This window comes from Streptomyces sp. NTD91 (assembly GCF_059510455.1).
On record NZ_JCAJZW010000006.1, the window covers coordinates 39,008 to 61,094 of the forward strand.

Genomic DNA, 22,087 nt, shown 5'->3' on the forward strand with positions numbered 1-22,087 from the left:
GTGGAAGTCCCCATGAACACCACGTCAACACCGGTTCGGCGGGGAGCAACACTCCGAACGGCACCCCCCGGAGTGAGGGCGGGATAAGCGACCGACATAATGTCGGTCGTGGCGACAGCAACGACAGTAGAAACCGGGCACGCGCACCCGTCGGTCAATCGGCCGAACCTCACCAGCGTCGGAACCATCATCTGGCTGAGTTCCGAGCTGATGTTCTTCGCGGCCCTCTTCGCGATGTACTTCACCCTGCGGTCGGTGACGGGTCCGGCGCACTGGAAGCACATGGCCTCCGCGCTCAATGTGCCCTTCTCCGCGACGAACACCACGATCCTGGTGCTCTCCTCGCTCACCTGCCAGCTCGGCGTGTTCGCTGCCGAACGCGGTGACGTGAAGAAGCTCCGCGGGTGGTTCATCCTCACCTTCATCATGGGTGCGATCTTCATCGGCGGTCAGATCTACGAGTACACGAGCCTGGTGAGGGACGAGGGCATCTCGCTCTCCTCCGACCCGTACGGCTCGGTGTTCTACCTGACCACCGGCTTCCACGGCCTGCACGTGACAGGCGGTCTCATCGCCTTCCTGCTGGTCCTCGGACGCACCTACATGGCCAAGAGGTTCACCCACGAGCAGGCGACCGCCGCCATCGTCGTGTCCTACTACTGGCACTTCGTCGATGTGGTCTGGATCGGCCTTTTCGCCACGATCTACCTGATCAAGTAGCCGGGACCGGTTCCCGCACATCCAGAAGCACCGACGCAGAAGATCCTGACACCGGGGTAATCCGTGAAAAAGCTCTCCGCACGACGACGCCATCCGCTGGCGGCGGTCGTCGTCCTACTCCTCGCGCTGGCGGCCACTGGGGGGCTGTACGCCGCGTTCGCACCCGCGGGCAAGGCGCAGGCCGATGATTCCGCCCAGTCCCTGACCATCCAGGAGGGCAAGAAGCTCTACGAGGTCGGCTGCGCCAGCTGCCACGGCACCGGTGGCCAGGGCTCCTCCGACGGGCCGAGCCTGGTCGGCGTGGGCGCCGCGGCCGTGGACTTCCAGGTCGGCACCGGCCGTATGCCCGCGGCCACCTCGCAGGGTGCCCAGGTCCCGCGCAAGAAGGTCGTCTACAACCAGACGCAGATCGACCAGCTCGCCGCGTACGTCGCCTCGCTGGGCGCCGGCCCGAGCATCCCCACCAAGGACCAGTACGGTCCGGCCGGTGCGGACATCGCCAAGGGCGGCGAACTGTTCCGCACCAACTGCGCGCAGTGCCACAACTTCACCGGCAAGGGCGGTGCCCTCAGCGAGGGCAAGTTCGCGCCCTCGCTGGAGGGTGTCGACCCGAAGCACATCTACGAGGCCATGCAGACCGGCCCGCAGAACATGCCGTCCTTCCCCGACACCACGCTGTCCTCGAAGAACAAGAAGGACATCATCGCGTACCTGCACGCGGTCGACAGCAGCGAGACGACGAACCCCGGCGGTCTGGAGCTGGGCGGCCTCGGGCCGGTCAGTGAGGGTCTGTTCGCCTGGATCTTCGGCCTCGGCGCGCTGATCGCCGTCGCCGTCTGGGTCGCCGCTCGGACCGCAAAGGCCAAGAAGTCATGAGTAGCCAAGACATTCCAGAAGAGAACCTGCCCGCTGAGCAGGACCACGCGCACGGCGCGGTAGGGATCGCGGACGAGGAGAACCCGTTCGCGGACCCGGGGCTGCCGCCTCACGAGCACCGCATCCAGGACATCGACGAGCGGGCCGCCAAGCGGTCCGAGCGCGCGGTCGCCCTGCTGTTCACGGTGTCGATGCTGGCCACCCTCGGCTTCATCGCCTCGTACGTGACGATCCCGCACGACAAGAACATCTTCGTGTTCCCGATCGGGCACGTCAGCGCGCTGAACTTCGCGCTGGGCCTCACCCTGGGCGCGGCGCTGTTCTGCATCGGCGCGGGCGCGGTCCACTGGGCCCGCACCCTGATGTCCGACGTCGAGGTCGCCGACGAGCGGCACCCGATCGAGGCCGCCCCCGAGGTCCGCGCGAAGGTCCACGCGGACTTCAAGCAGGGCGCCAAGGAGTCGGCGCTCGGCCGTCGCAAGCTGATCCGCAACACGATGTTCGGTGCGCTGGCGCTGGTGCCGCTCTCCGGCGTCATGCTGCTGCGCGATCTCGGCCCGCTGCCCGGCACCTCGCTGCGTCACACGCTGTGGGCCAAGGGCAAGCGCCTCGTCAACATGAACACGGGTCAGCCGCTGCGTCCCGAGGACGTCGCCGTCGGCTCCCTCACCTTCGCCAAGCCCGACGGGCTCCAGGAGACGGACGAGGACTTCCAGACGGAGATCGCCAAGGCCGCCCTGATGATCGTCCGGCTCCAGCCGGACAACATCAAGGACAAGCGCGAGCTCGACTGGTCGCACGAGGGCATCGTCGCCTTCTCGAAGATCTGCACCCACGTCGGCTGCCCGATCTCCCTGTACGAGCAGCAGACGCACCACGTGCTGTGCCCGTGCCACCAGTCCACCTTCGACCTCTCCGACGGTGCCCGAGTGATCTTCGGCCCCGCCGGCCACGCCCTGCCGCAGCTGCGCATCGGTGTGGACAGTGAGGGTTACCTCCAGGCGCTCGGCGACTTCGAGGAGCCCGTCGGTCCTGCATTCTGGGAGCGCGGATGAGTACTGCATCGAACGACGCACCCCGCTCTCGCGGGAAGGCACCGGCCGGCGAGCGGATCGCCGACTGGGCCGACGGCCGGCTCGGGATCTACTCCCTGGCCAAGGCCAACATGCGCAAGATCTTCCCCGACCACTGGTCGTTCATGTTGGGCGAAGTGTGCATGTACAGCTTCATCATCATCATCCTGACGGGTGTCTATCTGACGCTGTTCTTCCACCCGTCGATGAACGAGGTGGAGTACCACGGCTCGTACGTCCCGCTCCAGGGACAGCTGATGTCCGAGGCGTTCAACTCGACCCTGCACATCTCCTTCGACGTGCGCGGTGGTCTGCTGATCCGGCAGATCCACCACTGGGCCGCGCTGATCTTCCTCGCCGGCATGTTCGTGCACATGATGCGCGTGTTCTTCACCGGCGCGTTCCGCAAGCCGCGTGAGATCAACTGGCTGTTCGGCTTCCTGCTGTTCGTCCTCGGCATGTTCACCGGCTTCACCGGTTACTCGCTGCCGGACGACCTGCTCTCCGGCACCGGTGTCCGCTTCATGGAGGGCGCGCTCCTGTCCGTGCCGATCGTCGGCACGTACCTGTCGTTCTTCCTCTTCGGCGGTCAGTTCCCCGGCCACGACTTCGTCGCGCGGTTCTACTCGATCCACATCCTGCTGCTGCCGGGCATCATGCTCGGCCTGATGGTGGGCCACCTGATCCTGGTCTTCTACCACAAGCACACGCAGTTCGCGGGTCCGGGCAAGGCCAACAACAACGTCGTCGGCATGCCGCTGCTGCCGGTCTACATGGCCAAGGCCGGAGGCTTCTTCTTCCTGGTCTTCGGCGTCATCGCGGCCATCTCGGCAGTCACCCAGATCAACCCGATCTGGGCCATGGGCCCCTACCGTCCGGACCAGGTGTCCACGGGCGCCCAGCCCGACTGGTACATGGGCTTCTCCGAGGGCCTGATCCGCTTCATGCCGGGCTGGGAGATCAACTTCGCGGGTCACACCCTCGTCCTGGGCGTGTTCATCCCGCTGATGATCTTCCCGCTGGTCCTGGCGGCGATCGCGGTCTACCCGTTCATCGAGTCCTGGGTCACCGGCGACAAGCGCGAGCACCACATCCTGGACCGCCCGCGCAACGCCCCGACCCGTACCGGCCTCGGTGTCGCGTGGATGACGCTGTACCTGCTGCTGCTGGTCGGCGGTGGCAACGACCTGTGGGCCACCCATTTCCACCTGTCGATCAACGCCGTGACCTGGTTCGTCCGGATCGGCTTCTTCGTCGGCCCGGTCATCGCGTTCCTCGTCACCAAGCGGATCTGCCTGGGTCTGCAGCGACGCGACCGCGACAAGGTGCTGCACGGCCGCGAGACCGGCATCATCAAGCGGCTGCCGCACGGTGAGTTCATCGAGGTGCACGAGCCGCTCAGCCAGGAGCAGCTGCACACCCTCACCGCGCACGAGCAGTACCAGCCGGCCGAGATCGGCCCGACGGTCGACGAGAACGGTGTCGAGCGCAAGGTGGGTGCCGGCGAGAAGCTGCGGGTGAAGCTCTCCAACGCCTACTACGGCGAGGACAACCAGATCCCGAAGCCGACCGTCGAGGAGTACAAGGAGATCACGAGCGGCCACGGCCACCACTGATCCCCACGTCGCCACGCCACGCCGAAGGGCCCCGTCCGGGTTACGGACGGGGCCCTTCGCGGTGTCCGGGGGTGGATAGGGTGGGAATCAACCACTGATTTCGTGTACGACACCCAGGAGCGGCTTATGAGCGCTGTGACCCCCGCTGGAGGCGACACCGCGGCGGGCCGTTCCTGGCCCGAGGTACTGAACGCCCTGCTGGAGGGCCGCGACCAGAGCGCGGACGCCACGGCCTGGGCGATGGACCGGATCATGCGCGGCGAGGCGACGGACGCGCAGATCGCGGGGTTCGCCGTCGCGCTGCGGGCCAAGGGCGAGACGGTGGAGGAGATCACCGGGCTCGTGCGCGCGATGTACGACCACGCGAACGTGATCGAGGTGCCGGGGGAGACCGTCGACATCGTCGGCACCGGCGGTGACGGCGCGAAGACGGTGAACATCTCCACGATGTCCTCGATCGTCGTCGCCGGCACCGGCGCCAAGGTCGTCAAGCACGGCAACCGGGCCGCGTCCTCGGCGTCGGGCGCGTCGGACGTGCTGGAGAAGCTGGGCGTCAATCTGAACCTTCCGCTGGAGCGGGTCCCGCAGGTCGCCGAGGAGGCCGGGATCACCTTCTGCTTCGCGGTGAGGTTCCACCCGGCGCTGCGTCATGTGGCTGCCGCCCGAGGCCAGTTGGGCATCCGCACCACCTTCAACGTCCTCGGCCCGCTGACCAACCCGGCGAAGGTGCGGGCGCAGGCCGTCGGCGTGGCCGATCTCCGGATGGCGCCCATCGTGGCCGGGGTCCTCGCCGAGCGCGGCAACTCCTCCCTGGTCTTCCGCGGCGACGACGGCCTGGACGAGCTGACCACGACCGGCACCTCACGGGTCTGGGTGGTCCGGGACGGGAAGGTCACCGAGGAGTCCTTCGACCCGAGGGACGCCGGCCTCGACCTCGTCCCCGTGGAGGCCCTGCGGGGAGCGGACGCGTCGTACAACGCGGAGGTCGCCCGGCGCGTGCTCGACGGTGAGCGGGGCGCCGTACGGGACGCGGTGCTGCTGAACTCGGCGGCGGCCCTCGTGGCCCTGCACCCGACGGACGCGCCGCTCACCGACCAGCTGCGGGCCGGTATGGCCGAGGCCGCCGAATCCATCGACTCGGGCGCGGCGAAGCGAACGCTGGAGCGCTGGGTGGCGGCCAGCAACGCCTGACCCGCCGCCGACGGTCGTCCCGCGATCCGGACACGGGTTGCGGGACGACGATCTTTTCCCTTAGGTTCCCGTACCAGGTCATGAGTGACAGCCATTCGGCCCCGGCCGGCTGTCCGGCAACCCTCCGTCCGTGGCGGGGTGCCCCGGGTGAGGACCAGGCCGTAGGCAGAGAGGTCTACGGCAAGCGCGGACCCCTCGCGCGCTGCTGAGAGCGCGGGACCAGGGGTCCTGGTCATCGAGGGAGCCTTCCGTGAGCAAGCGAATGCGATAGGGCCGCCGAGCCCCGCCTCCGCACACCCTTCTTCTCTTCTTCCTGCGCCCTCGGGCGTATGTCTCACGGGAGTTCACCCATGTCTGTCTTCACCGCTGCCGTCGACCAGTCCGTTTGTACCCTGCTGCCCGTTCTGGGTAGGGATGTCACCGTCCCGCTGGTCACCGGCGGCGAGGTCACCTACGCGGCCCTCGACTACGCGGCCAGCGCCCCCGCCCTGCAGCGCGTATGGGACGACGTTGCCGCCTACGTGCCGTACTACGGCAGTGTCCACCGCGGTGCCGGCTACCTCTCGCAGCTCTCCACCGACCTGTTCGAGAACGCCCGCAGGACCGTCGCCGAGTTCCTCGGCTGCCGCGCCGACGACCAGGTGATCTTCACCCGCTCGACCACCGACTCCCTGAACCTGCTGGCCCGCACGCTCCCCGCCGGCTGCCAGGTCTTCGTCTTCGAGACCGAGCACCACGCCTCCCTGCTGCCCTGGCAGGACGCGCGGGTGACCTACCTCGACGCCCCGCGCACCCCGCAGCACGCCGTCACGACCCTGGAGCGTGCCCTCGCCGACCGCCCTGTGTCCGGTGAAGGGGGGTACGGCCCGGCCCTGGTCTGCGTCACCGGCGCCTCCAACGTCACCGGCGAGCTGTGGCCGGTGCGTGAACTGGCCGCCGTCGCCCACGCGCACGGCGCCCGGATCGTCCTCGACGCCGCCCAGCTGGCCCCGCACCACCCGGTGAACGTCCGCGACCTGGACGTCGACTGGGTCGCCTTCTCCGGCCACAAGCTGTACGCCCCCTTCGGCTCCGGCGTCCTGGCCGGCCGCGCCGACTGGCTGCGCGCGGCCGAGCCGTACCTCGCGGGCGGCGGCGCCAGCCGCAAGGTGACCCGGCGTCGGGACGGTGGCGTGGACGTGGAGTGGCACGACAGCGCCGCCCGGCACGAGGCGGGCTCCCCGAACGTCATCGGCGCCTACTCCATCGCGTCGGCCTGCAAGGCCCTCACCGAGGCCGGCTGGGAGAACCTGGTCGCACGCGAACAGCATCTGGTCGCCAGGGTCCGTGAGGGCCTGGCCGAGGTGCCGCAGGTGAAGATCCTTTCCCTCTTCGGCGCCGACGCCCCGCGCGTCGGCGTCATCTCCTTCGTCGTCGAGGGCTGGAACAGCTCCCATTTCGCCGCGGCGCTCTCCGCCGAGTACGGCATCGGCGTCCGCGACGGCCTCTTCTGCGCCCACCCCCTGGTCCGCACCCTCCTCGGCAGCGACCCGCAGACCCAGGGCGCATGCGGTGCCCCCGAGTCCGCGCCGGGCGAGAAGTCCCTCAACGCCATCCGCGTCAGCTTCGGCGCCGGCACGCCCGACGAGCACGTGGACCGCTTCGTCGCCGCGGTGAAGGAACTGGTGTCCGAGGGCGCGAAGTGGACGTACCGCACGGAGGACGGCCGCTGCGTCCCGGCGGTGTGATCAGCGCCCCGCGGGCCGGGGCGGTCTTGGGACGATCAGTTGTCCAGGCCGATCGAGAAGGCGGCCTCCAGGTCGTGCTGGGAGTACGTCCGGAACGCGACATGCGTGTCCGTGCCCTCGACCCCGGGGATCTTGCTGATCCGGCCCGGGATGACCTCGGCCAGGTCGTCGTGCCGGCGGACCCGGACCATGGCGATCAGGTCGTACGTGCCGGTGACCGAGAAGACCTCGCTGACGCTCTCCAGCGCGGCGATCTCCTCCGCGATCTCGGGGATCCGGTCCACACTGGTCTTGATCAGAACGATCGCGGTGATCACGGCTGGTTCTCTCCCTCGAGGGCCTGAGCAGGGGTGGCCTTCACTCTAGTCCCACGGCCGTAGCGCACCCACGCGTAGCCGAAGCCGAGGCCGAAGCCGACCAGGTGGGCCAGATAGGCCACCCCCGGGCCGTCGGACGCGCGCCCTGCCGCCGCCCACTGCAGGGCCGCCCAGAACGGCAGCACGACCCACGCCGGGAAGCGGATCGGCAGGAAGAACAGGAACGGCAGGAGACTGGTGACACGGGCACGGGGGAACAGGTAGAGGAACGCTCCGAGGACCGCCGAGATCGCCCCGGAGGCGCCGACCAGCGACTGCTCGGAGGCGGCGTTGGCGGCCGCGTAGCCCAGCAGGGCCAGGTAGCCGCAGCCGAGGTAGAACAGGGAGAACTCGACCCGGCCCATCCGTTCCTCGGTCATCACGCCGAAGACGAAGAGGAAGAGCATGTTGCCGAGCAGATGCACCCAGTTCCCGTGCACGAACAGGGCCGTGGCCGGGGTCAGGGCCTCGCGCACCGGCCTGGCGAACAGCTCGGCAGGCACCACGCCCCAGCGCGCGAAGTACGTCCGCTGTGCGGCGAGCAGGGCGTCCCCGGTGCCGTACCCGGGGCTGAGTCCGGAGGCCGGGCCCAGGACGAAGAGCAGACAGCACAGGGCGATGAGGCCGTACGTCATGGGAGCCGAGGTGCTCCGGACCGCTCGCAGGGCCCTGCCGGCCGCCGTACTCCACTGGCTGATCATGAATACAGAGCATGACGTAACGGGATGCAAGCTGACAGACCGCCTCGCCGCCGTGGACGGATCAGCGGCGAGTCGCCGCCAGGCCGTAGGGTTACCGCCACACGTGTCGGCCCATGGCGCGTGTGTCCAGCACGAGCGATCACGAGAAGGAAGCGGACAGCGACGATGACGGTTCCCCTGCCGACCGCGACGACCCGATGGCGCTGCACCCTGTGCGGCAACCTCACCCGGTTCGACGTGACGCGTTCGTCCAAGGTCGTCGAGTACGTCCACCTCGATCTGGCCGGGGAGCCGACCGTGGAGGAGCGCGAGGTGGTCAGTGAGACCATCGAGTCGGTGCGCTGCCGCTGGTGCAACGCGGTGGATCAGGTGGAACTCGTGGACAGGCCGGGTGCCGGCTCCTGAGCGGAGCGGTGCCGGGCGGCGGAGTAGTGGGGTGTGACGGATGGTGGAGACCACAGGCGGGGGGCCGGGCGACGGCACCGCCGAGGTGCTTGACCGTCCGCTGCCCGAGGGCGTGCGCCGCCGGGTCGTGCAGATCGTCTCGGACGGTTTCGGCAGCCTGACCCTGTCGGAGCTGCCCGCCCAGCTGAGGCAGTACGCCCGCTTCACCCCCACTCGCCGGGCGAAGTTCGCCGGGAACGCGATGGCGGCGGCGCTGGAGACCGATGCGCTGTTCCGGCAGCGGATCGGGGAGAAGCTCAGAGAGGCGCAGCCGGAACTGACCGGCGCCCTCGACTCAGGCTCACCGCCCCCGGCCGCGGACCCGCTCGACGTGGCGGCCGCGGCCTACGTCCTGCGCCCGGCAGGCTGGGTGAAGCTGGTCACCGCGGCCGGTGAGGAGGCCCAGCGCGCGGACGCCGAGCGCGCCGACGAGGAGAGCCGGGCCGAACTGGAGCGGCTGCGCGCCGAGCTGGCCCAGGCCCGCGAGCACGGCCGCGCCGAGACCGAGCGGCTGCGCGCGGAGCTGGACTCGGCGCGAAAGGAGGCGGAATCGCTTCACCGTAAGCTCCGGGCCGCCCTCAGCGACGTCAAGCGCGGCGAGGCCGCCCTGCGCAAGGCCCAGGGAGGGATGGACGCCGTACGCGCCGAGGCGCACACCCAGGTGTCGGCCGCCGAGAGCGAGGCCCGCCGGCTCAGGGCCCGGCTCGGCGAGGCCGAGGCCGCGCTGGAGGCCACCCGCCGGGCGGCCCGGGAGGGCCGCAGTGTGGAGGACATGCGGGTACGGCTGCTGCTCGACACCCTGCTGGACGCCACCCAGGGCCTGCGGCGCGAACTCGCCCTGCCGCCGGTGTCCGTGCGCCCCGCCGAGACCGTGGACGCGGTCGAGCCGGGCCGTATGACACCGAAGGACATCGCGGCACGCGCGCTGTCGGAGCACGATCCGGCGATTCTCGACCAGCTGCTCGCGCTGCCGCAGGCACATCTGGTGGTCGACGGCTACAACGTCACCAAGACGGGCTATCCGCAGATGCCGCTGGAGAAGCAGCGGCTCAGGCTGCTCGGCCAGCTCTCCGCGCTCGCCGCGCAGACCGGCGCCGAGGTGACGTGCGTCTTCGACGGCGCCGAACTGGCCGCCCCGGTGCTGCTCGCGCCGCCGCGCGGGGTGCGGGTGCTGTTCTCCAAGCCGGGCGTGACGGCCGACGAGCTGATTCGCCAGCTGGTGCGCGCCGAGCCGCCGGGCCGTCCGGTCATCGTCGCCTCCACCGACCGGGAGGTGGCCGACGGCGTCGCCGGGGCGGGCGCCCGCCCTGTCGCGTCTGCGGTGCTTCTCAAGCGACTGTCCTGAAGATCCGACGACATGTGCAATGTCGTAATTGGCGTGATCTTCACGCCACCTAGTGTCAATCGCGCATCACTGCTCGTGAGTTGTGTGCAAAGAATGCATTGTGTGATGCGATTTTCTGGTGTGAGGATTTGAACTGATCACAAGTGGGTCACTAGGGTCTGGGCTCGAACCTCCGAACGGGTGATCACTCACTCACTCACAAGAAGGAGTTCGTCCTCCGTGGCGTCCCATCGTCGACCCAAGCAGCAGAGTCGCGCCCGCGTGACCGTGCTGACCACCGCAGCCGCCGCCGCCGTCGTCCTGAGCGCGAACGCCGCCAACGCCGCGCCGAGCCAGAAGCTCACCAAGGACCAGGTCAAGGCCAAGGTCGACAAGCTCTACCAGGAGGCCGAGCAGGCCACCGAGAAGTTCAACGGGGCGAAGGAGAAGCAGCAGAAGCTGCAGAAGGAGATCTCCACCATCCAGGACAACGTCGCCCGCGGTCAGCAGGACCTCAACAAGCTGCGCGACGGCCTGGGTTCGCTGGCCACCGCACAGTACCGCTCGGGCGGCATCGACCCCTCGGTCCAGCTCTTCCTGTCCTCCAACCCGGACGACTTCCTCGACAAGGCCTCCACGCTCGACCAGTTGAGCGCGCAGCAGGTCGACGCCCTGAAGAAGATCCAGGACAAACAGCGCGAACTGGCCCAGGAGCGGGCCGAGGCCACCGAGAAACTCAAGGACCTCTCCTCCACCCGCACCCAGCTGGAGGAGAAGAAGAAGGAAGTCCAGGGCAAGCTCGCCGAGGCACAGAAGCTCCTCAACACCCTGACGGCCAAGGAGAAGCAGGAGCTGGCCGACCAGCAGGCGCGCGCCGACCGCTCCTCCAGCGAGCGCGTGAACCTCGGCGACGCCCCGCCGGCCTCCGGCCGCGCCGCCGCGGCCTTCGCGGCCGCCCAGAGCAAGCTCGGCTCGCCGTACGTCTACGGCGCCTCCGGCCCGTCCTCCTTCGACTGCTCGGGGCTGACCTCCTGGGCCTACGCCCAGGCCGGCGTCTCCATACCGCGCACCTCCGAGGCGCAGGCCACCATCGGCACCCGGATCTACGACCAGAGCCAGCTCAAGGTCGGCGACCTGGTGTTCTTCTACGGCGACATCCACCACGTCGGCCTGTACGCCGGCAACGGCCAGGTGCTGCACGCCCCGCACACCGGTGCCGTCGTCCGCTACGAGGCGATGTCCGACATGCCGTTCCAGTTCGGCGTCCGCGTCTGACCCACTCCGCGCGCCCCGGCCGGATCCTCCCGCGAAACCCCCTCGGCTACCCATACACGCGGCCGGAACGCCGACAGGACGGCGCCCGAACGGGCGAATCCCGCGGACCGCAACTGACTCCCCGCCCCGCCGATGACCTGCGTCAGCGGCGGGGCGTCACTGTGCGTCGCCGTCCCGGCCGTTGGTCGGCGCCCCCGCGCACGGCTACTGTCTGCCGCGTTTCCCCGGCGCCGGGGTCTCCCCGTCCCCAGGCGCCGGGGAAACGGTCTTACGTCCGCCAGCAGAAGGACTGCCGTGGGGTCTCATCGCCGTCTTGCCTCCTCCGGATTCGACCGGGGCGCCGCCGCCCTGTGTGTTCTGTCGGCCGCGACCGCCGCGCTCGGTGCCGTACCGGCGCACGCGGCCCCGCACGGCGACACCCGTGCCGAGGTGGACCGCCTCTACCAGGAGGCCGAGCAGGCGACCCAGGCCTTCGACAGGGCCCAGGAGCGCGCCGGGGTGCTGCGCCGCGAGGTGCGGAGCGCCCAGGACCGCATGGCCCGGCAGCAGCAGCGCATCAACACCCTGCGCGAGCGGCTCGGTGCGCTGGCCGGCGCCCAGTACCGGGCCGGCGGCATCGACCCGGCCGTCGCGCTGCTCTTCTCCGACGACCCGGACGACTACCTCGACAAGGCCGCCACCCTCGACCGCATCACTGCACAACAGGCCGGTCAACTCGGGGAGTTGCGGTCCGCGTTGCGGGAACTGGCCCAGGAGCGGGCACAGGCGGCCGGGAAGCTCGTCGAGTTGGAGAACAGCCGCAAGGCCGTGGCCGCGCACAAGCGGACCGTGGAGGAGAAGCTCGCCCGGGCCCGGCGGCTGCTCGACACGCTCTCGCCCGCCGCACGCGCCGAACTCGGCCGGGCCTCGCGCTCCGACGACTCCGGCCGCGCAGATCTGTCCGAGCTGTCCGACCTGGCCGGCGGCGTCGTCGCCCCCGACGCCCGCGCCGCCGCCGCGGTGGCCGCCGCCCGCTCCGCCCTCGGCCGGCCGTACGTGTGGGGCGCGAGCGGCCCCTCCGGCTTCGACTGCTCGGGCCTGATGCAGTGGTCGTACGCGCACGCCGGGATCCAGCTGCCGCGCACCTCGCAGGAGCAGCGCTTCGCCGGCCGGCGGGTCCCGTTGTCCCGGATCCGCCCCGGCGACCTCGTGGTCTACCGCTCCGACGCCAGCCACGTGGCCATGTACGTGGGCGACGGCCGGGTCATCCACGCCCCGTATCCGGGAGCGGCGGTGCGCTACGACCCTGTCGGCATGATGCCGATCTCCTCGGTCACCCGGCCCTGATCCGGCCGCTCGCCGTTACGATCGGGCAGTGGCTGGTGGCAGGCGGGCGTGGAGCATCGGGGCCGTGGGGCTCGCTCTGCTGCTGCCGCTGGCGGGCTGCGGCGGCACCCCGGCCGACTCCACCCGCACCGAGGTGCAGCACCTGCTCGACCGGCGCTCCGCCGCCCTGCTGCACCACGACGAGGCGGCGTACGGGGCGACGGGCACCCGCACTGAGTACACCCGGCTGCGCGCCCTGCCGCTGGCCTCCTGGAGCTACCGGGTCACCGACGTGCACCGCACCGGTTCCGGCGCCACCGCCGACGCCGACCTCGGCTACCGCGTAGCCGGGTACGACAGGGCCCCGGTCGACGCCCGCCGCACCCTGACCCTCGGCCGCACCGCCGGCGGGAACTGGTACGTCACCGCCGACCGGCCCGCCCGGGACGCCGGCCAGCAGTTGTGGGACCAGGGCGCGGTGACCGCCGTCAGGGGCGCGCACAGCCTGGTGCTGGGCACCGGGCGGACGATCACCGACCTGCGCGGCTACGCGCGGCTGGCCGACCGTGCGGTCCCGGCCGTCTCCCGGGTGTGGGGCACCGGCTGGGCCCGCCATGTCGTCGTCCTCGTCCCGCGTTCCCTCGACGGCATGGCCGGGCTGCTCGGCTCGCCCGCCGCCAACTACCGGGGCATCGCCGCCGTCACCACCGGGGAGGCGGGCGGCTCGGGTCGGGCTCCGGCGGACCGGGTGGTCGTCAACCCGGAGGCGTACGCCATCCTCGGCGACCTCGGCAAGCAGGTGGTGCTCACCCACGAGACCACCCATGTGGCCACCCGCGCGCAGACCACCGCGGCGACCCCGCTGTGGCTCTCCGAGGGCTTCGCGGACTGGATCGGCTATCTCGGCACCGGCCGCACCCCGACCGAGGCGGCGCCGGAACTCACGCGGGCCGTGCAGGACGGCCGTGCGCCCACCGCCCTGCCCACCGACCAGGACTTCGGTTTCACCACCGACCCGGCCGAGCTCGCGCAGGCCTACGAGGGCGGCTGGCTGGCCTGCCGGATGATCGCCGAACGCTGGGGCACGGCCCGGCTCGACGCCTTCTACCGCGCCGTCGGTGCCCGTCCGAAGCGGGCGGGGGCGGTCGAGGACGGGCTGAAGAGGGTGCTGGGGACCACGACCGGGGCGTTCACCGAGCAGTGGCGGGAGTACGTGCGGGACCAGCTGACCCCGACCGAGTGAACAACGCCCCGTGACCGAACGGTCGGTCGGACTTCTCCAGCGTCTCGACGGCCTCCTTCAGCCAGGCCCGTTCCGCCTTCCCGGTGGCCAGGGCGACCCGGAGCATGCCCTCGCGGAACAGGTCCCCGGCCTCCTCCGCGCGCACCGGCTCACCCTGCCGTAGAAGAAGCTCGGGGGCCTGGAGGAAGTCCAGCCGGCGGCGCAGCACCGAGGCCCGGGCGGCGGGGTCGTCCAGGTGCCGCAGGAAGGCCAGGAGTGTGTTGAAGCGGACACGGTCGGTGATCTCCGCCTGCTCGGGCGCGCGAGCAGCTCCCGCCGGCCCTCGGCCGTCAGGGACAGCACCCGGCGCGGGTCGGCGCTCGCGCCGTCCTCGCTGCGCACGCCCGCCGAGGCACCGCCCGCCGTGCCGGTGCCCGCCGCCCTGCGCCGCACCCTCACCACCGGCCTGACCATGTCCGCCGACTTCACCGTGCGCCGGAGCGGGGTCCTGGTGCTGGTGGCGATCGGGGCCCGGCTCGGGGTGGCGGCGGTGGCCGCCTGCGCCATCGCCTACAAGGTCATGTACCTGGCCACCATGGGCTTCTACGCCGTCCGGCAGGCCGCCGCGATCCACACCGCGCACAACCGGGGCGCCGGCGCGGACGCGCGGCGGGACATCGGCCGGCAGGCGGTGCTCGTCTCCGGGACCCTGGACCTGGCCGCCTCCGCCCTGTTCGCCGCGACGGCCCCTGGATCACGGCCGCGTTCGGCGCCCGGCCCGAGGTCGCCCGCCAGGGCGCGCTGGTCCTGCGCTGCGTCGGTCCCCATCTGCTGCCGACGGCCTGCCTCATCGCGCTCGGCGGGGTCTTCGGGGGCGGAGGCGGGGCACCGGTGCGGCTGCGGGTCACCCTGCTGGGCACGGCCGTCCAGCTGGTCCTGGCCGATGCCCTCGGCGGCCTCGGCCTGCCCGGCGCCTGCCTGGCACTGGCGCTCGCGATGGGCGCCGGGTCAGGGGGAGACGGGGGCCCGGTGGGACCGGGCCTGCTCGGGCGGCAGGGGTGCGGTGGGGGCGGGGGTGACGGTCGAGCGCCACAGCCGGCGGGCCGCCGTGACGGAGGCCGCGACCAGCAGGCCGTTGCGCAGCACCAGCAGCAGCACCCCGTACCGGTCGCTGACCACCACATGGCCGAAACCGAGCGGGAACTCCAGGACCGTCACGAAGGACGCGGCCACCACCATCATCGCGGGCGCGCCCATCCGGCTCGCCCGGTACGACACACACACCGCGGCCAGGCCGACGAGCCACACCATGTACTGCGGGCTGATCACCCGGCTGGTGACCGTGAACAGCAGGACCGCCGTGAAGGCCGCCTCCGCGAGCGTGTGCGGCGCCCTGCGGGTCGCGCGCAGCCGCCACAGCAGCAGCCAGCCGAACACGACAACGGTCAGCGCCAGCGCCGCCGCGCTGACCTGCTGCACGTACGGGCCGACGAACTCGATCGACCCGTAGTTCAGCAGCACCTGGCCCTGCCAGCCGAAGTGCCGGGCCACATGGAGGACCAGGGCGCCCAGCGACTCCACCTCGGTGCCCCGGTCCCGCTGGAAGGTCAGGAAGGCGAAGGCGCCCGGCATGGACACCGAGAACAGGGCGGCGAGACCGGACGCGGTCACCGCCGCCGACCACCACGCCCGCCGCCGCACGACGCCGGCCAGCAGCAGCGCCGGCCACACCTTCAGCAGTGCACCGAACGCCGTCAGCGCGCCCATCACCCGCGGATGCCGGGCCCCGGCGAGCAGCGCCGCCACGGCCACCGCGGTGACCATCACGTCGTAGCGGGCGTACACCGTCGGGCCGAGCAGCGGCACGCCCGCCACCCACACCCACAGGCCGCGAGGTGAGCGGCCGGGGCCCCGGTTCGCGTACAGCAGCAGCGCCAGGACGACCGCGTCGGCGAGGAAGGCCAGCAGGAAGAAGGCGTGCTCGTACGACAGGAAGGGCAGTGCGGCGGGGGAGAGGATCGGCAGGGCGGCGGCCGGCGGGTACTGCCAGGTGACGTCGTCCAGCGGAAACGTTCCGTGCCGCAGCACCTCGTACCAGCCCCGGTAGGTCACCGACACGTCGGAGGTGACGTCCAGGTCCGAGAAGGCGAACACCCGGAAGACGAACAGCAGCAGCATGGTCCGGGTCACGGCCCAGGCCGCGAGCAGCCATGCCAGGGACCGCCCGGCGCCTTTGGTCTCCACGTGTTCCCCCTGCCGTCCGATTCCCGTGCCGATGGTCGCTTCGGCGCCGCCTCGCGGGACCATGATGTCGTGCCCGGCTGTGGGCATGCCACAGACTCGGCCGTGCCGCACCCGGTACTGCCCGCTCGGGCCCGGCCGGACCCGGCCCGTTCGGTAGGGTCGGCGGCGATGCACAAGACCCTGATCGTCACCAACGACTTCCCGCCCCGGCCGGGCGGCATCCAGGCCTTCCTGCACAACATGGCCCTCCGCCTGGACCCCGGCCGGCTGGTCGTCTACGCCTCCACCTGGAGGCGCGGCCGGGAGGGCGCCGAAGCCACCGCGGCTTTCGACGCCGAGCAGCCCTTCACCGTCGTACGGGACCGTACGACCATACTGCTGCCCACCCCGCGGGCGACCCGGCGGGCGGCCGGGCTGCTGCGCGCACACGGGTGCACCTCGGTCTGGTTCGGCGCCGCCGCGCCGCTCGGCCTCATGGCCCCGGCCCTGCGCGAGGCGGGCGCCGAGCGGCTGGTGGCCACCACCCACGGCCACGAGGCCGGCTGGGCCCAGCTGCCCGCCGCCCGGCAGTTGCTGCGCCGCATCGGTGAATCCACGGACACGATCACCTATCTGGGTGAGTACACCCGCTCCCGGATCGCCGCCGCGCTCACGCCCGAGGCGGCGAGCCGCATGGTGCAGCTGCCGCCGGGGGTGGACGAGAAGACCTTCCACCCGGGCTCAGGCGGCGACGAGATCCGCGCCCGCCTCGGCCTCACCGACCGCCCGGTCGTGCTCTGCGTCTCCCGGCTGGTGCCCCGCAAGGGCCAGGACACCCTGATCAGGGCCATGCCCCGCATTCTGGCCGCCGAGCCCGACACCGTCCTGCTCATCGTCGGGGGCGGCCCCTACGAGCGGGACCTGCGCCGGATGGCGGCCGAGACCGGCGTCGCCGGCTCCGTGCGCTTCACCGGCGCCGTTCCCTGGTCCGAACTCCCCGCCCACTACGGCGCCGGCGACGTCTTCGCCATGCCCTGCCGGACCCGGCGCGGCGGCCTGGACGTGGAGGGCCTCGGCATCGTCTACCTGGAGGCGTCGGCGACGGGCCTGCCGGTGGTGGCGGGCGACTCGGGCGGCGCACCGGACGCCGTCCTGGACGGCGAGACGGGCTGGGTCGTCAGGGGAGGCTCACCCGAGGAGGCGGCCGACCGCATCGTGCCCCTGCTGGCCGACCCCGGTCTGCGTCGAAGGATGGGCGAGCGGGGCAGGCAGTGGGTCGAGGAGAAGTGGCGCTGGGACCTGCTCGCCGAGAAACTGAAAGACCTGCTGTAGCGGTAGCCGGTCCGTAGGGGCGGAGCCCTTGGCGGAACCCCATAATCCGCCCATGCTGCGCTCATGACAACAAACCTGATGGGGCGTCAGCTGACACGACGTCGCATACTCGGCACGGCCGCACTGCAGACCGCAGCGGCCCTGGGTTTCACCCGCATCAACCTCCAGTCGGCCCGGGCGGCGCAGCCGACCGCGGTCGAATCCGCCCCGGCGATCGTCGTCGGTTCCGGATACGGCGGTGCCGTGGCCGCCCTGCGCCTCGGCCGGGCCGGCATCCGCACCCTCGTCCTGGAGATGGGCCGCCTGTGGAACACCACCGGCGCCGACGGCAAGGTCTTCTGCTCCACCTCCGCCCCCGACAGGCGCTCCATGTGGTTCCGCACCCGCACCGAGGCCCCCCTCGCCACGTTCCTCTGGCTGGACGTGGTCAACAAGGACATCAGTCCCTACCCCGGTGTCCTGGACCGCGTGCACTACGACGCCATGTCCGTCTACGTCGGCAGGGGCGTCGGCGGCGGCTCCCTCGTCAACGGCGGCATGGCGGTCACGCCCCTGCGGTCGTACTTCACCGAGCAGTTCCCCACGGTGGACGCCGAGGAGATGTACGGCACCTACTACCCCCGTGCGCGCGCCATGCTCGGCGTCAACACCATCGACCCGGCGTGGTTCGAGTCCACCGAGTGGTACCGGTTCACCCGCACCTCCCGGAAGGCCGCGGACAACGCCGGTCTGAGGACCACGTTCGTGCCGAACGTCTACGACTTCGACTACATGCGGCAGGAGGCCGCCGGCACGGCCGTGAGGTCCGCGCTCGCCGGCGAGGTCATCTACGGCAACAACCACGGCAAGCGCAGCCTCGACAAGACCTATCTCGCCGCCGCCCTCGGCACCGGCAACGTCACCCTCCACACCCTGGAGAAGGTGACGTCCGTCAGCCGGGCCGGTGACGGTTCCTACGTGCTGACCGCCGACCGGATCGACACCACCGGCGCGGTCCTCGGGACCAAGCAGTACAGCTGCACGTACCTCTTCCTCGGCGGCGGCAGCATCGGCACCACCGAACTCCTCGTCCGCGCCCGGGACACCGGGACGCTGCCCGACCTCGACCCCGCCGTGGGCGCGGGCTGGGGCACCAACGGCAACACCATGCTCGGCCGCGCCAACCACGTCTGGGACACCGTCGGCGCCGACGAGGCCACCATGCCGGTGATGGGCATCGACGACTGGGCCAACGCCGACAACCCGGTCTTCGCCGAGATCGCCCCGCTGCCCATGGGCTTCGAGCACTGGATCAGCCTGTACCTGGCCATCACCAAGAACCCCGAACGGGCGTCGTTCACCTACGACTCCGCCTCCGGCGCGGTGAGGCTCGGCTGGACCGCCGCCCAGAGCGCGGTCTCCGTGGGCATGGCCAAGAAGCTGTTCGACCGGATCAACCTGGCCAACGCGACCATCTACCGCTACGACCTGTTCGGCTCGACCGGCAAGGTCTTCGCCGACGACTTCACCTACCACCCGCTGGGCGGCTGTGTGCTGGGCGGGGCGACGGACGACTACGGCCGGGTGAAGGGCTACGACCGGCTCTACGTCACCGACGGCTCGCTCGTGCCCGGCAACATCGGCGTGAACCCCTTCGTCACCATCACCGCGCTCGCCGAACGCACGATGGCGCGGGTCCTCGCCGAGGACACCGCGCCATGACGGCCCGTCAGGAGGCCCGCTACTTCGCGTAGATCGCCTCGATCTCGTCCGCGTAGTCCTTCGCCACCACGTTCCGCTTGAGCTTCAGCGACGGGGTGAGGTGGCCCGACTCCTCCGTGAACTGGGAGGACAGAATGCGGAACTTCCGCACCGATTCCGCCTTCGACACCGCGGCGTTGCCGTCGTCGACCGCCGACTGGATCGCGGCCAGCAGGTCCGGGTCCTCGCGCAGCGACGCCGCGGTGGAGCCCGCCGGCTTGCCGTGCTCGGCGGCCCAATGGCCCAGGAACTCCTCGTCGAGGGTGACCAGCGCGCCGACGAACGGCCGCCCGTCGCCCACCACCATGCACTCCGCGACCAGCGCGTGCGCCCGGATCCGGTCCTCGATCACGGCGGGTGCCACGTTCTTGCCGCCCGCCGTGACGATGATCTCCTTCTTCCGGCCGGTGATCCTGAGGTAGCCGTCCTCGTCCAGAGTGCCGATGTCCCCGGTGTGGAACCAGCCGTCGGCCAGCGCCTCAGCGGTCGCGCCGGGGTTGTTCCAGTACTCCTTGAACAGGTGCTCGCCGTGCAGCAGCACCTCGCCGTCGTCCGCTATCCGGATCACCGAGCCCGGCAGCGGCTGGCCGACCGTGCCGATCTTCTGCCGGTCCCAGGGGTTGAACGCCGTCGCCGCGCAGGACTCGGTCAGGCCGTAGCCCTCCAGCACGGTGAAGCCGATGCCCCGGAAGAAGTGACCGAGCCGCTCGCCCAGCGGGGCGCCGCCGGAGATGGCGTACTCGCCCCGGCCGCCGAGCACCGCGCGCAGCTTGCCGTAGACCAGCCGGTCGAACACCTTGTGCTTGACCTTCAGGCCGAACGACGGACCCGACGGGCTGTCCAGCGCCTTGCTGTAGGCGATCGCGGTGTCCGCCGCCTTGTCGAAGATCGCTCCCTTGCCGTCCGCCTGCGCCTTGGCGCGCGCCGAGTTGTAGACCTTCTCGAAGACGCGCGGGACGCCGAGGACCAGCGTCGGCCGGAACGCGGCCAGTTCGTCGGTGAGGTTCTTGATGTCCGGGACGCAGCCCAGCTTGATCGGCGCCATCATCGGCGCGATCTGCACGAGCCGGCCGAAGACGTGGGCGAGCGGCAGGAAGAGCAGCACCGAGCACTCGCCGGTACGGAACAGCGGGCGCAGCCGCTCCACGATGTTGCCGCACTCGGCGAAGAAGCTGCGGTGGGTGAGCACACAGCCCTTGGGGCGGCCGGTCGTGCCGCTCGTGTACACGATGGTCGCCGGGTCGTCGGCCCTGGCGAGCGAGCTGCGCTCCTCGACCGTGCCGTCCGACACGTCCAGCCCGAGCCGCCCCAGCTCCTCGACACCGCCGGCCTCGATCTGCCAGACGTGCTTGAGGGCGGGCAGCGACTCGCGCACCGACTCCACGGCGGCGGCGTGGTTGTCGAGCTCCACGACGCAGGCGGTGGCGCCCGAGTCCGACAGGATCCACTGCACCTGCTCCGGGGAGCTGGTCTCGTACACCGGGACGGTGACCGCGCCGGCGCTCCAGATCGCGAAGTCGAGCAGGGTCCACTCGTACCGGGTGCGGGACATCAGACCCACCCGGTCGCCCGGCTGCACCCCGGCCGCGACGAGACCCTTGGCCGCGGCGTGCACCTCGGTCAGGAACGCCCGGGCCGTCACGTCCTGCCAGACACCGGCCACCTTGCGGGCGATGACGGCGACGTCGGGATGCTGCGCGGCGTTTCTGCGGACGATGTCGGTCAGGTTGCCGTCCGCAGGGACCTCGTACAAAGCCGGAAGGCTGAACTCGCGCAAGACTGCTGCTCCTCACAGGGCGCCGGCGCCACGACACTGTGTGATGCGACGGTGCGGTCCAAGGCTCGGGCGGGTGCTCGGGAATTCAGCTGTTGAAATCCAGAGCACGACTGGACTGCCCGGACGTTACCCGCCGGTATGGCCTTCCCGACAGGGGGTTCCGCCGAGATGTTCGCTGCGTCACACGCTGGGCGTTCCTTCGCGCACAGTAGTCCACGGCCGAACCGACCGGCGAGTAACCGCGGGCCGGACCGACACTGTTCACGCAGATCCCACAGGCCTACGCTTGATCGCCATGGCACCCACACGCTCCGGCAACCGAAGGACGCGCGTCCATGTGGTCAGCGACGTGCACGGCAACGCCCGCGACCTGGCCCGGGCCGGCGAGGGTGCCGACGCCCTGATCTGCCTCGGCGACCTCGTGCTCTTCCTCGACTACGCCGACCACTCGCGCGGCATCTTCCCGGACCTGTTCGGCAAGGAGAACGCCGACCGGATCGTCGAGCTCCGCACCGCCCGCCGGTTCGAGGAGGCCCGCGCGTTCGGCGCCCGGCTGTGGGCGGGCATCGGCGCCGACCGGGTGACGGCCGTCGAGAGGGCGGTGCGCAAGCAGTACGCCGAGCTGTTCGCCGCGTTCCCCACCCCGACGTACGCCACGTACGGCAATGTCGACATGCCGCCCCTGTGGCCGGAGTACGCCGGCCCCGGCATCACGGTCCTCGACGGCGAGCGGGTGGAGATCGGCGGCTGGACCTTCGGCTTCGTCGGCGGCGGCCTGCGCACGCCCATGCGCACGCCGTACGAGATCGGCGACGACGAGTACGCGGCGAAGATCGAGGCGGTCGGCGAGGTCGACGTGCTGTGCACGCACATCCCGCCGGAGGTGCCGGAGCTGGTGTACGACACGGTCGCCCGCCGGTTCGAACGCGGCAGCCGCGCCCTGCTGGACGCCATCCGCCGCACCCGGCCCCGCTACGCGCTGTTCGGCCATGTGCACCAGCCGCTCGTCCACCGCATGCGCATAGGCGCGACCGAATGCGTGAACGTCGGGCACTTCGCGGGGACGGGCCGGCCGTGGGCGCTGGAATGGTGAGAAGCGGGACATCGGTTGAAGGCGGCAGGTCGGCGGCGCGGTAGCCTTCACGCTGCACACACGTGCGCACGACGACCTCTGTACCGGCCCGC

The 22,087-nt window shown here is 71.0% G+C and carries 18 protein-coding genes, 1 pseudogene and 1 riboswitch; of the genes and pseudogenes, 15 read left to right on the forward strand and 4 right to left on the reverse strand.

What is annotated here, in order from left to right; genetic code table 11:
- Window positions 1-99 precede the first annotated feature (99 nt).
- The 6 genes from ctaE (at window position 100) to AC5WRT_RS09120 (ending at window position 7,203) form a co-directional block, all read left to right on the forward strand.
- Window positions 100-720, forward strand: coding sequence for an aa3-type cytochrome oxidase subunit III (gene ctaE / locus AC5WRT_RS09095; protein ID WP_360149861.1), 621 nt, complete (start codon window positions 100-102; stop codon window positions 718-720).
- Window positions 721-783: 63 nt separating this feature from the next.
- Window positions 784-1,596 (forward strand): cytochrome bc1 complex diheme cytochrome c subunit, encoded by an 813-nt coding sequence (qcrC, locus tag AC5WRT_RS09100; RefSeq protein WP_496092444.1) that lies wholly within the window; start codon window positions 784-786, stop codon window positions 1,594-1,596.
- Window positions 1,593-2,651: a cytochrome bc1 complex Rieske iron-sulfur subunit gene (gene qcrA / locus AC5WRT_RS09105; RefSeq protein WP_496092445.1), complete on the forward strand. Its 1,059-nt coding sequence runs from the start codon at window positions 1,593-1,595 to the stop codon at window positions 2,649-2,651. The genes qcrC and qcrA overlap by 4 nt, the downstream gene beginning before the upstream one ends.
- A complete protein-coding gene (gene qcrB / locus AC5WRT_RS09110) occupies window positions 2,648-4,285 on the forward strand; it encodes a cytochrome bc1 complex cytochrome b subunit (RefSeq protein ID WP_496092446.1) in 1,638 nt (545 codons plus the stop codon). The genes qcrA and qcrB overlap by 4 nt, the downstream gene beginning before the upstream one ends.
- A 126-nt stretch (window positions 4,286-4,411) precedes the next feature.
- A complete protein-coding gene (gene trpD / locus AC5WRT_RS09115) occupies window positions 4,412-5,476 on the forward strand; it encodes an anthranilate phosphoribosyltransferase (RefSeq protein ID WP_496092447.1) in 1,065 nt (354 codons plus the stop codon).
- 76 nt (window positions 5,477-5,552) lie between these two features.
- Window positions 5,553-5,669, forward strand: a riboswitch (SAM riboswitch).
- A gap of 157 nt (window positions 5,670-5,826) precedes the next feature.
- A complete protein-coding gene (locus tag AC5WRT_RS09120) occupies window positions 5,827-7,203 on the forward strand; it encodes an aminotransferase class V-fold PLP-dependent enzyme (RefSeq protein WP_496092448.1) in 1,377 nt (458 codons plus the stop codon).
- A 35-nt stretch (window positions 7,204-7,238) separates the two neighbouring features.
- Here the strand turns inward: AC5WRT_RS09120 and AC5WRT_RS09125 are convergent, their stop codons facing one another.
- Entirely contained in the window at window positions 7,239-7,520 is a 282-nt protein-coding gene (locus tag AC5WRT_RS09125) for an Lrp/AsnC family transcriptional regulator (protein WP_496092449.1), read from the reverse strand.
- Window positions 7,517-8,260: a rhomboid family intramembrane serine protease gene (locus tag AC5WRT_RS09130; RefSeq protein WP_496092450.1), complete on the reverse strand. Its 744-nt coding sequence runs from the start codon at window positions 8,258-8,260 to the stop codon at window positions 7,517-7,519. Before AC5WRT_RS09130 ends, AC5WRT_RS09125 begins: the two co-directional genes overlap by 4 nt.
- A 165-nt stretch (window positions 8,261-8,425) precedes the next feature.
- Between AC5WRT_RS09130 and AC5WRT_RS09135 the strand changes: the two genes are divergently transcribed.
- The 6 genes and pseudogenes from AC5WRT_RS09135 to AC5WRT_RS09160 form a co-directional block, all read left to right on the forward strand.
- A complete protein-coding gene (locus tag AC5WRT_RS09135) occupies window positions 8,426-8,665 on the forward strand; it encodes a hypothetical protein (protein WP_014672226.1) in 240 nt (79 codons plus the stop codon).
- A 40-nt stretch (window positions 8,666-8,705) separates the two neighbouring features.
- Window positions 8,706-10,049 (forward strand): NYN domain-containing protein, encoded by a 1,344-nt coding sequence (locus AC5WRT_RS09140; RefSeq protein WP_496092451.1) that lies wholly within the window; start codon window positions 8,706-8,708, stop codon window positions 10,047-10,049.
- Window positions 10,050-10,268: 219 nt separating this feature from the next.
- Window positions 10,269-11,303: a C40 family peptidase gene (locus AC5WRT_RS09145; protein ID WP_496092452.1), complete on the forward strand. Its 1,035-nt coding sequence runs from the start codon at window positions 10,269-10,271 to the stop codon at window positions 11,301-11,303.
- A gap of 294 nt (window positions 11,304-11,597) precedes the next feature.
- Window positions 11,598-12,629, forward strand: a complete 1,032-nt coding sequence (locus tag AC5WRT_RS09150; protein WP_496092453.1) for a C40 family peptidase — start codon at window positions 11,598-11,600, stop codon at window positions 12,627-12,629.
- 28 nt (window positions 12,630-12,657) lie between these two features.
- Window positions 12,658-13,851 carry a hypothetical protein gene (locus tag AC5WRT_RS09155; RefSeq protein WP_496092454.1) on the forward strand — a complete coding sequence of 398 codons (1,194 nt, stop codon included), beginning with the start codon at window positions 12,658-12,660 and terminating at the stop codon, window positions 13,849-13,851.
- Window positions 13,852-14,254: 403 nt separating this feature from the next.
- A pseudogene (locus tag AC5WRT_RS09160) lies at window positions 14,255-14,844 on the forward strand (MATE family efflux transporter); the annotation flags it as partial.
- On the opposite strand, the gene AC5WRT_RS09165 reads toward AC5WRT_RS09160, so the two are convergent.
- Entirely contained in the window at window positions 14,839-16,074 is a 1,236-nt protein-coding gene (locus tag AC5WRT_RS09165; protein WP_496092650.1) for a glycosyltransferase 87 family protein, read from the reverse strand. The pseudogene AC5WRT_RS09160 and the gene AC5WRT_RS09165 sit on opposite strands and share 6 nt — an antisense overlap.
- Before the next feature lie 168 nt (window positions 16,075-16,242).
- On the opposite strand from AC5WRT_RS09165, the gene AC5WRT_RS09170 reads away from it, so the two are divergent.
- Together AC5WRT_RS09170 and AC5WRT_RS09175 are read left to right on the forward strand one after the other, a co-directional pair.
- A complete protein-coding gene (locus tag AC5WRT_RS09170) occupies window positions 16,243-17,385 on the forward strand; it encodes a glycosyltransferase family 4 protein (RefSeq protein WP_496092455.1) in 1,143 nt (380 codons plus the stop codon).
- Window positions 17,386-17,448: 63 nt separating this feature from the next.
- Window positions 17,449-19,086 carry a GMC oxidoreductase gene (locus AC5WRT_RS09175; RefSeq protein ID WP_496092456.1) on the forward strand — a complete coding sequence of 546 codons (1,638 nt, stop codon included), beginning with the start codon at window positions 17,449-17,451 and terminating at the stop codon, window positions 19,084-19,086.
- Window positions 19,087-19,105: 19 nt separating this feature from the next.
- On the opposite strand, the gene AC5WRT_RS09180 is transcribed toward AC5WRT_RS09175, so the two are convergent.
- Window positions 19,106-20,902 (reverse strand): AMP-dependent synthetase/ligase, encoded by a 1,797-nt coding sequence (locus tag AC5WRT_RS09180; RefSeq protein ID WP_496092457.1) that lies wholly within the window; start codon window positions 20,900-20,902, stop codon window positions 19,106-19,108.
- 295 nt (window positions 20,903-21,197) lie between these two features.
- Between AC5WRT_RS09180 and AC5WRT_RS09185 the strand changes: the two genes are divergently transcribed.
- A complete protein-coding gene (locus AC5WRT_RS09185; protein ID WP_496092458.1) occupies window positions 21,198-21,995 on the forward strand; it encodes a metallophosphoesterase family protein in 798 nt (265 codons plus the stop codon).
- The last annotated feature ends 92 nt before the right edge of the window (window positions 21,996-22,087 follow it).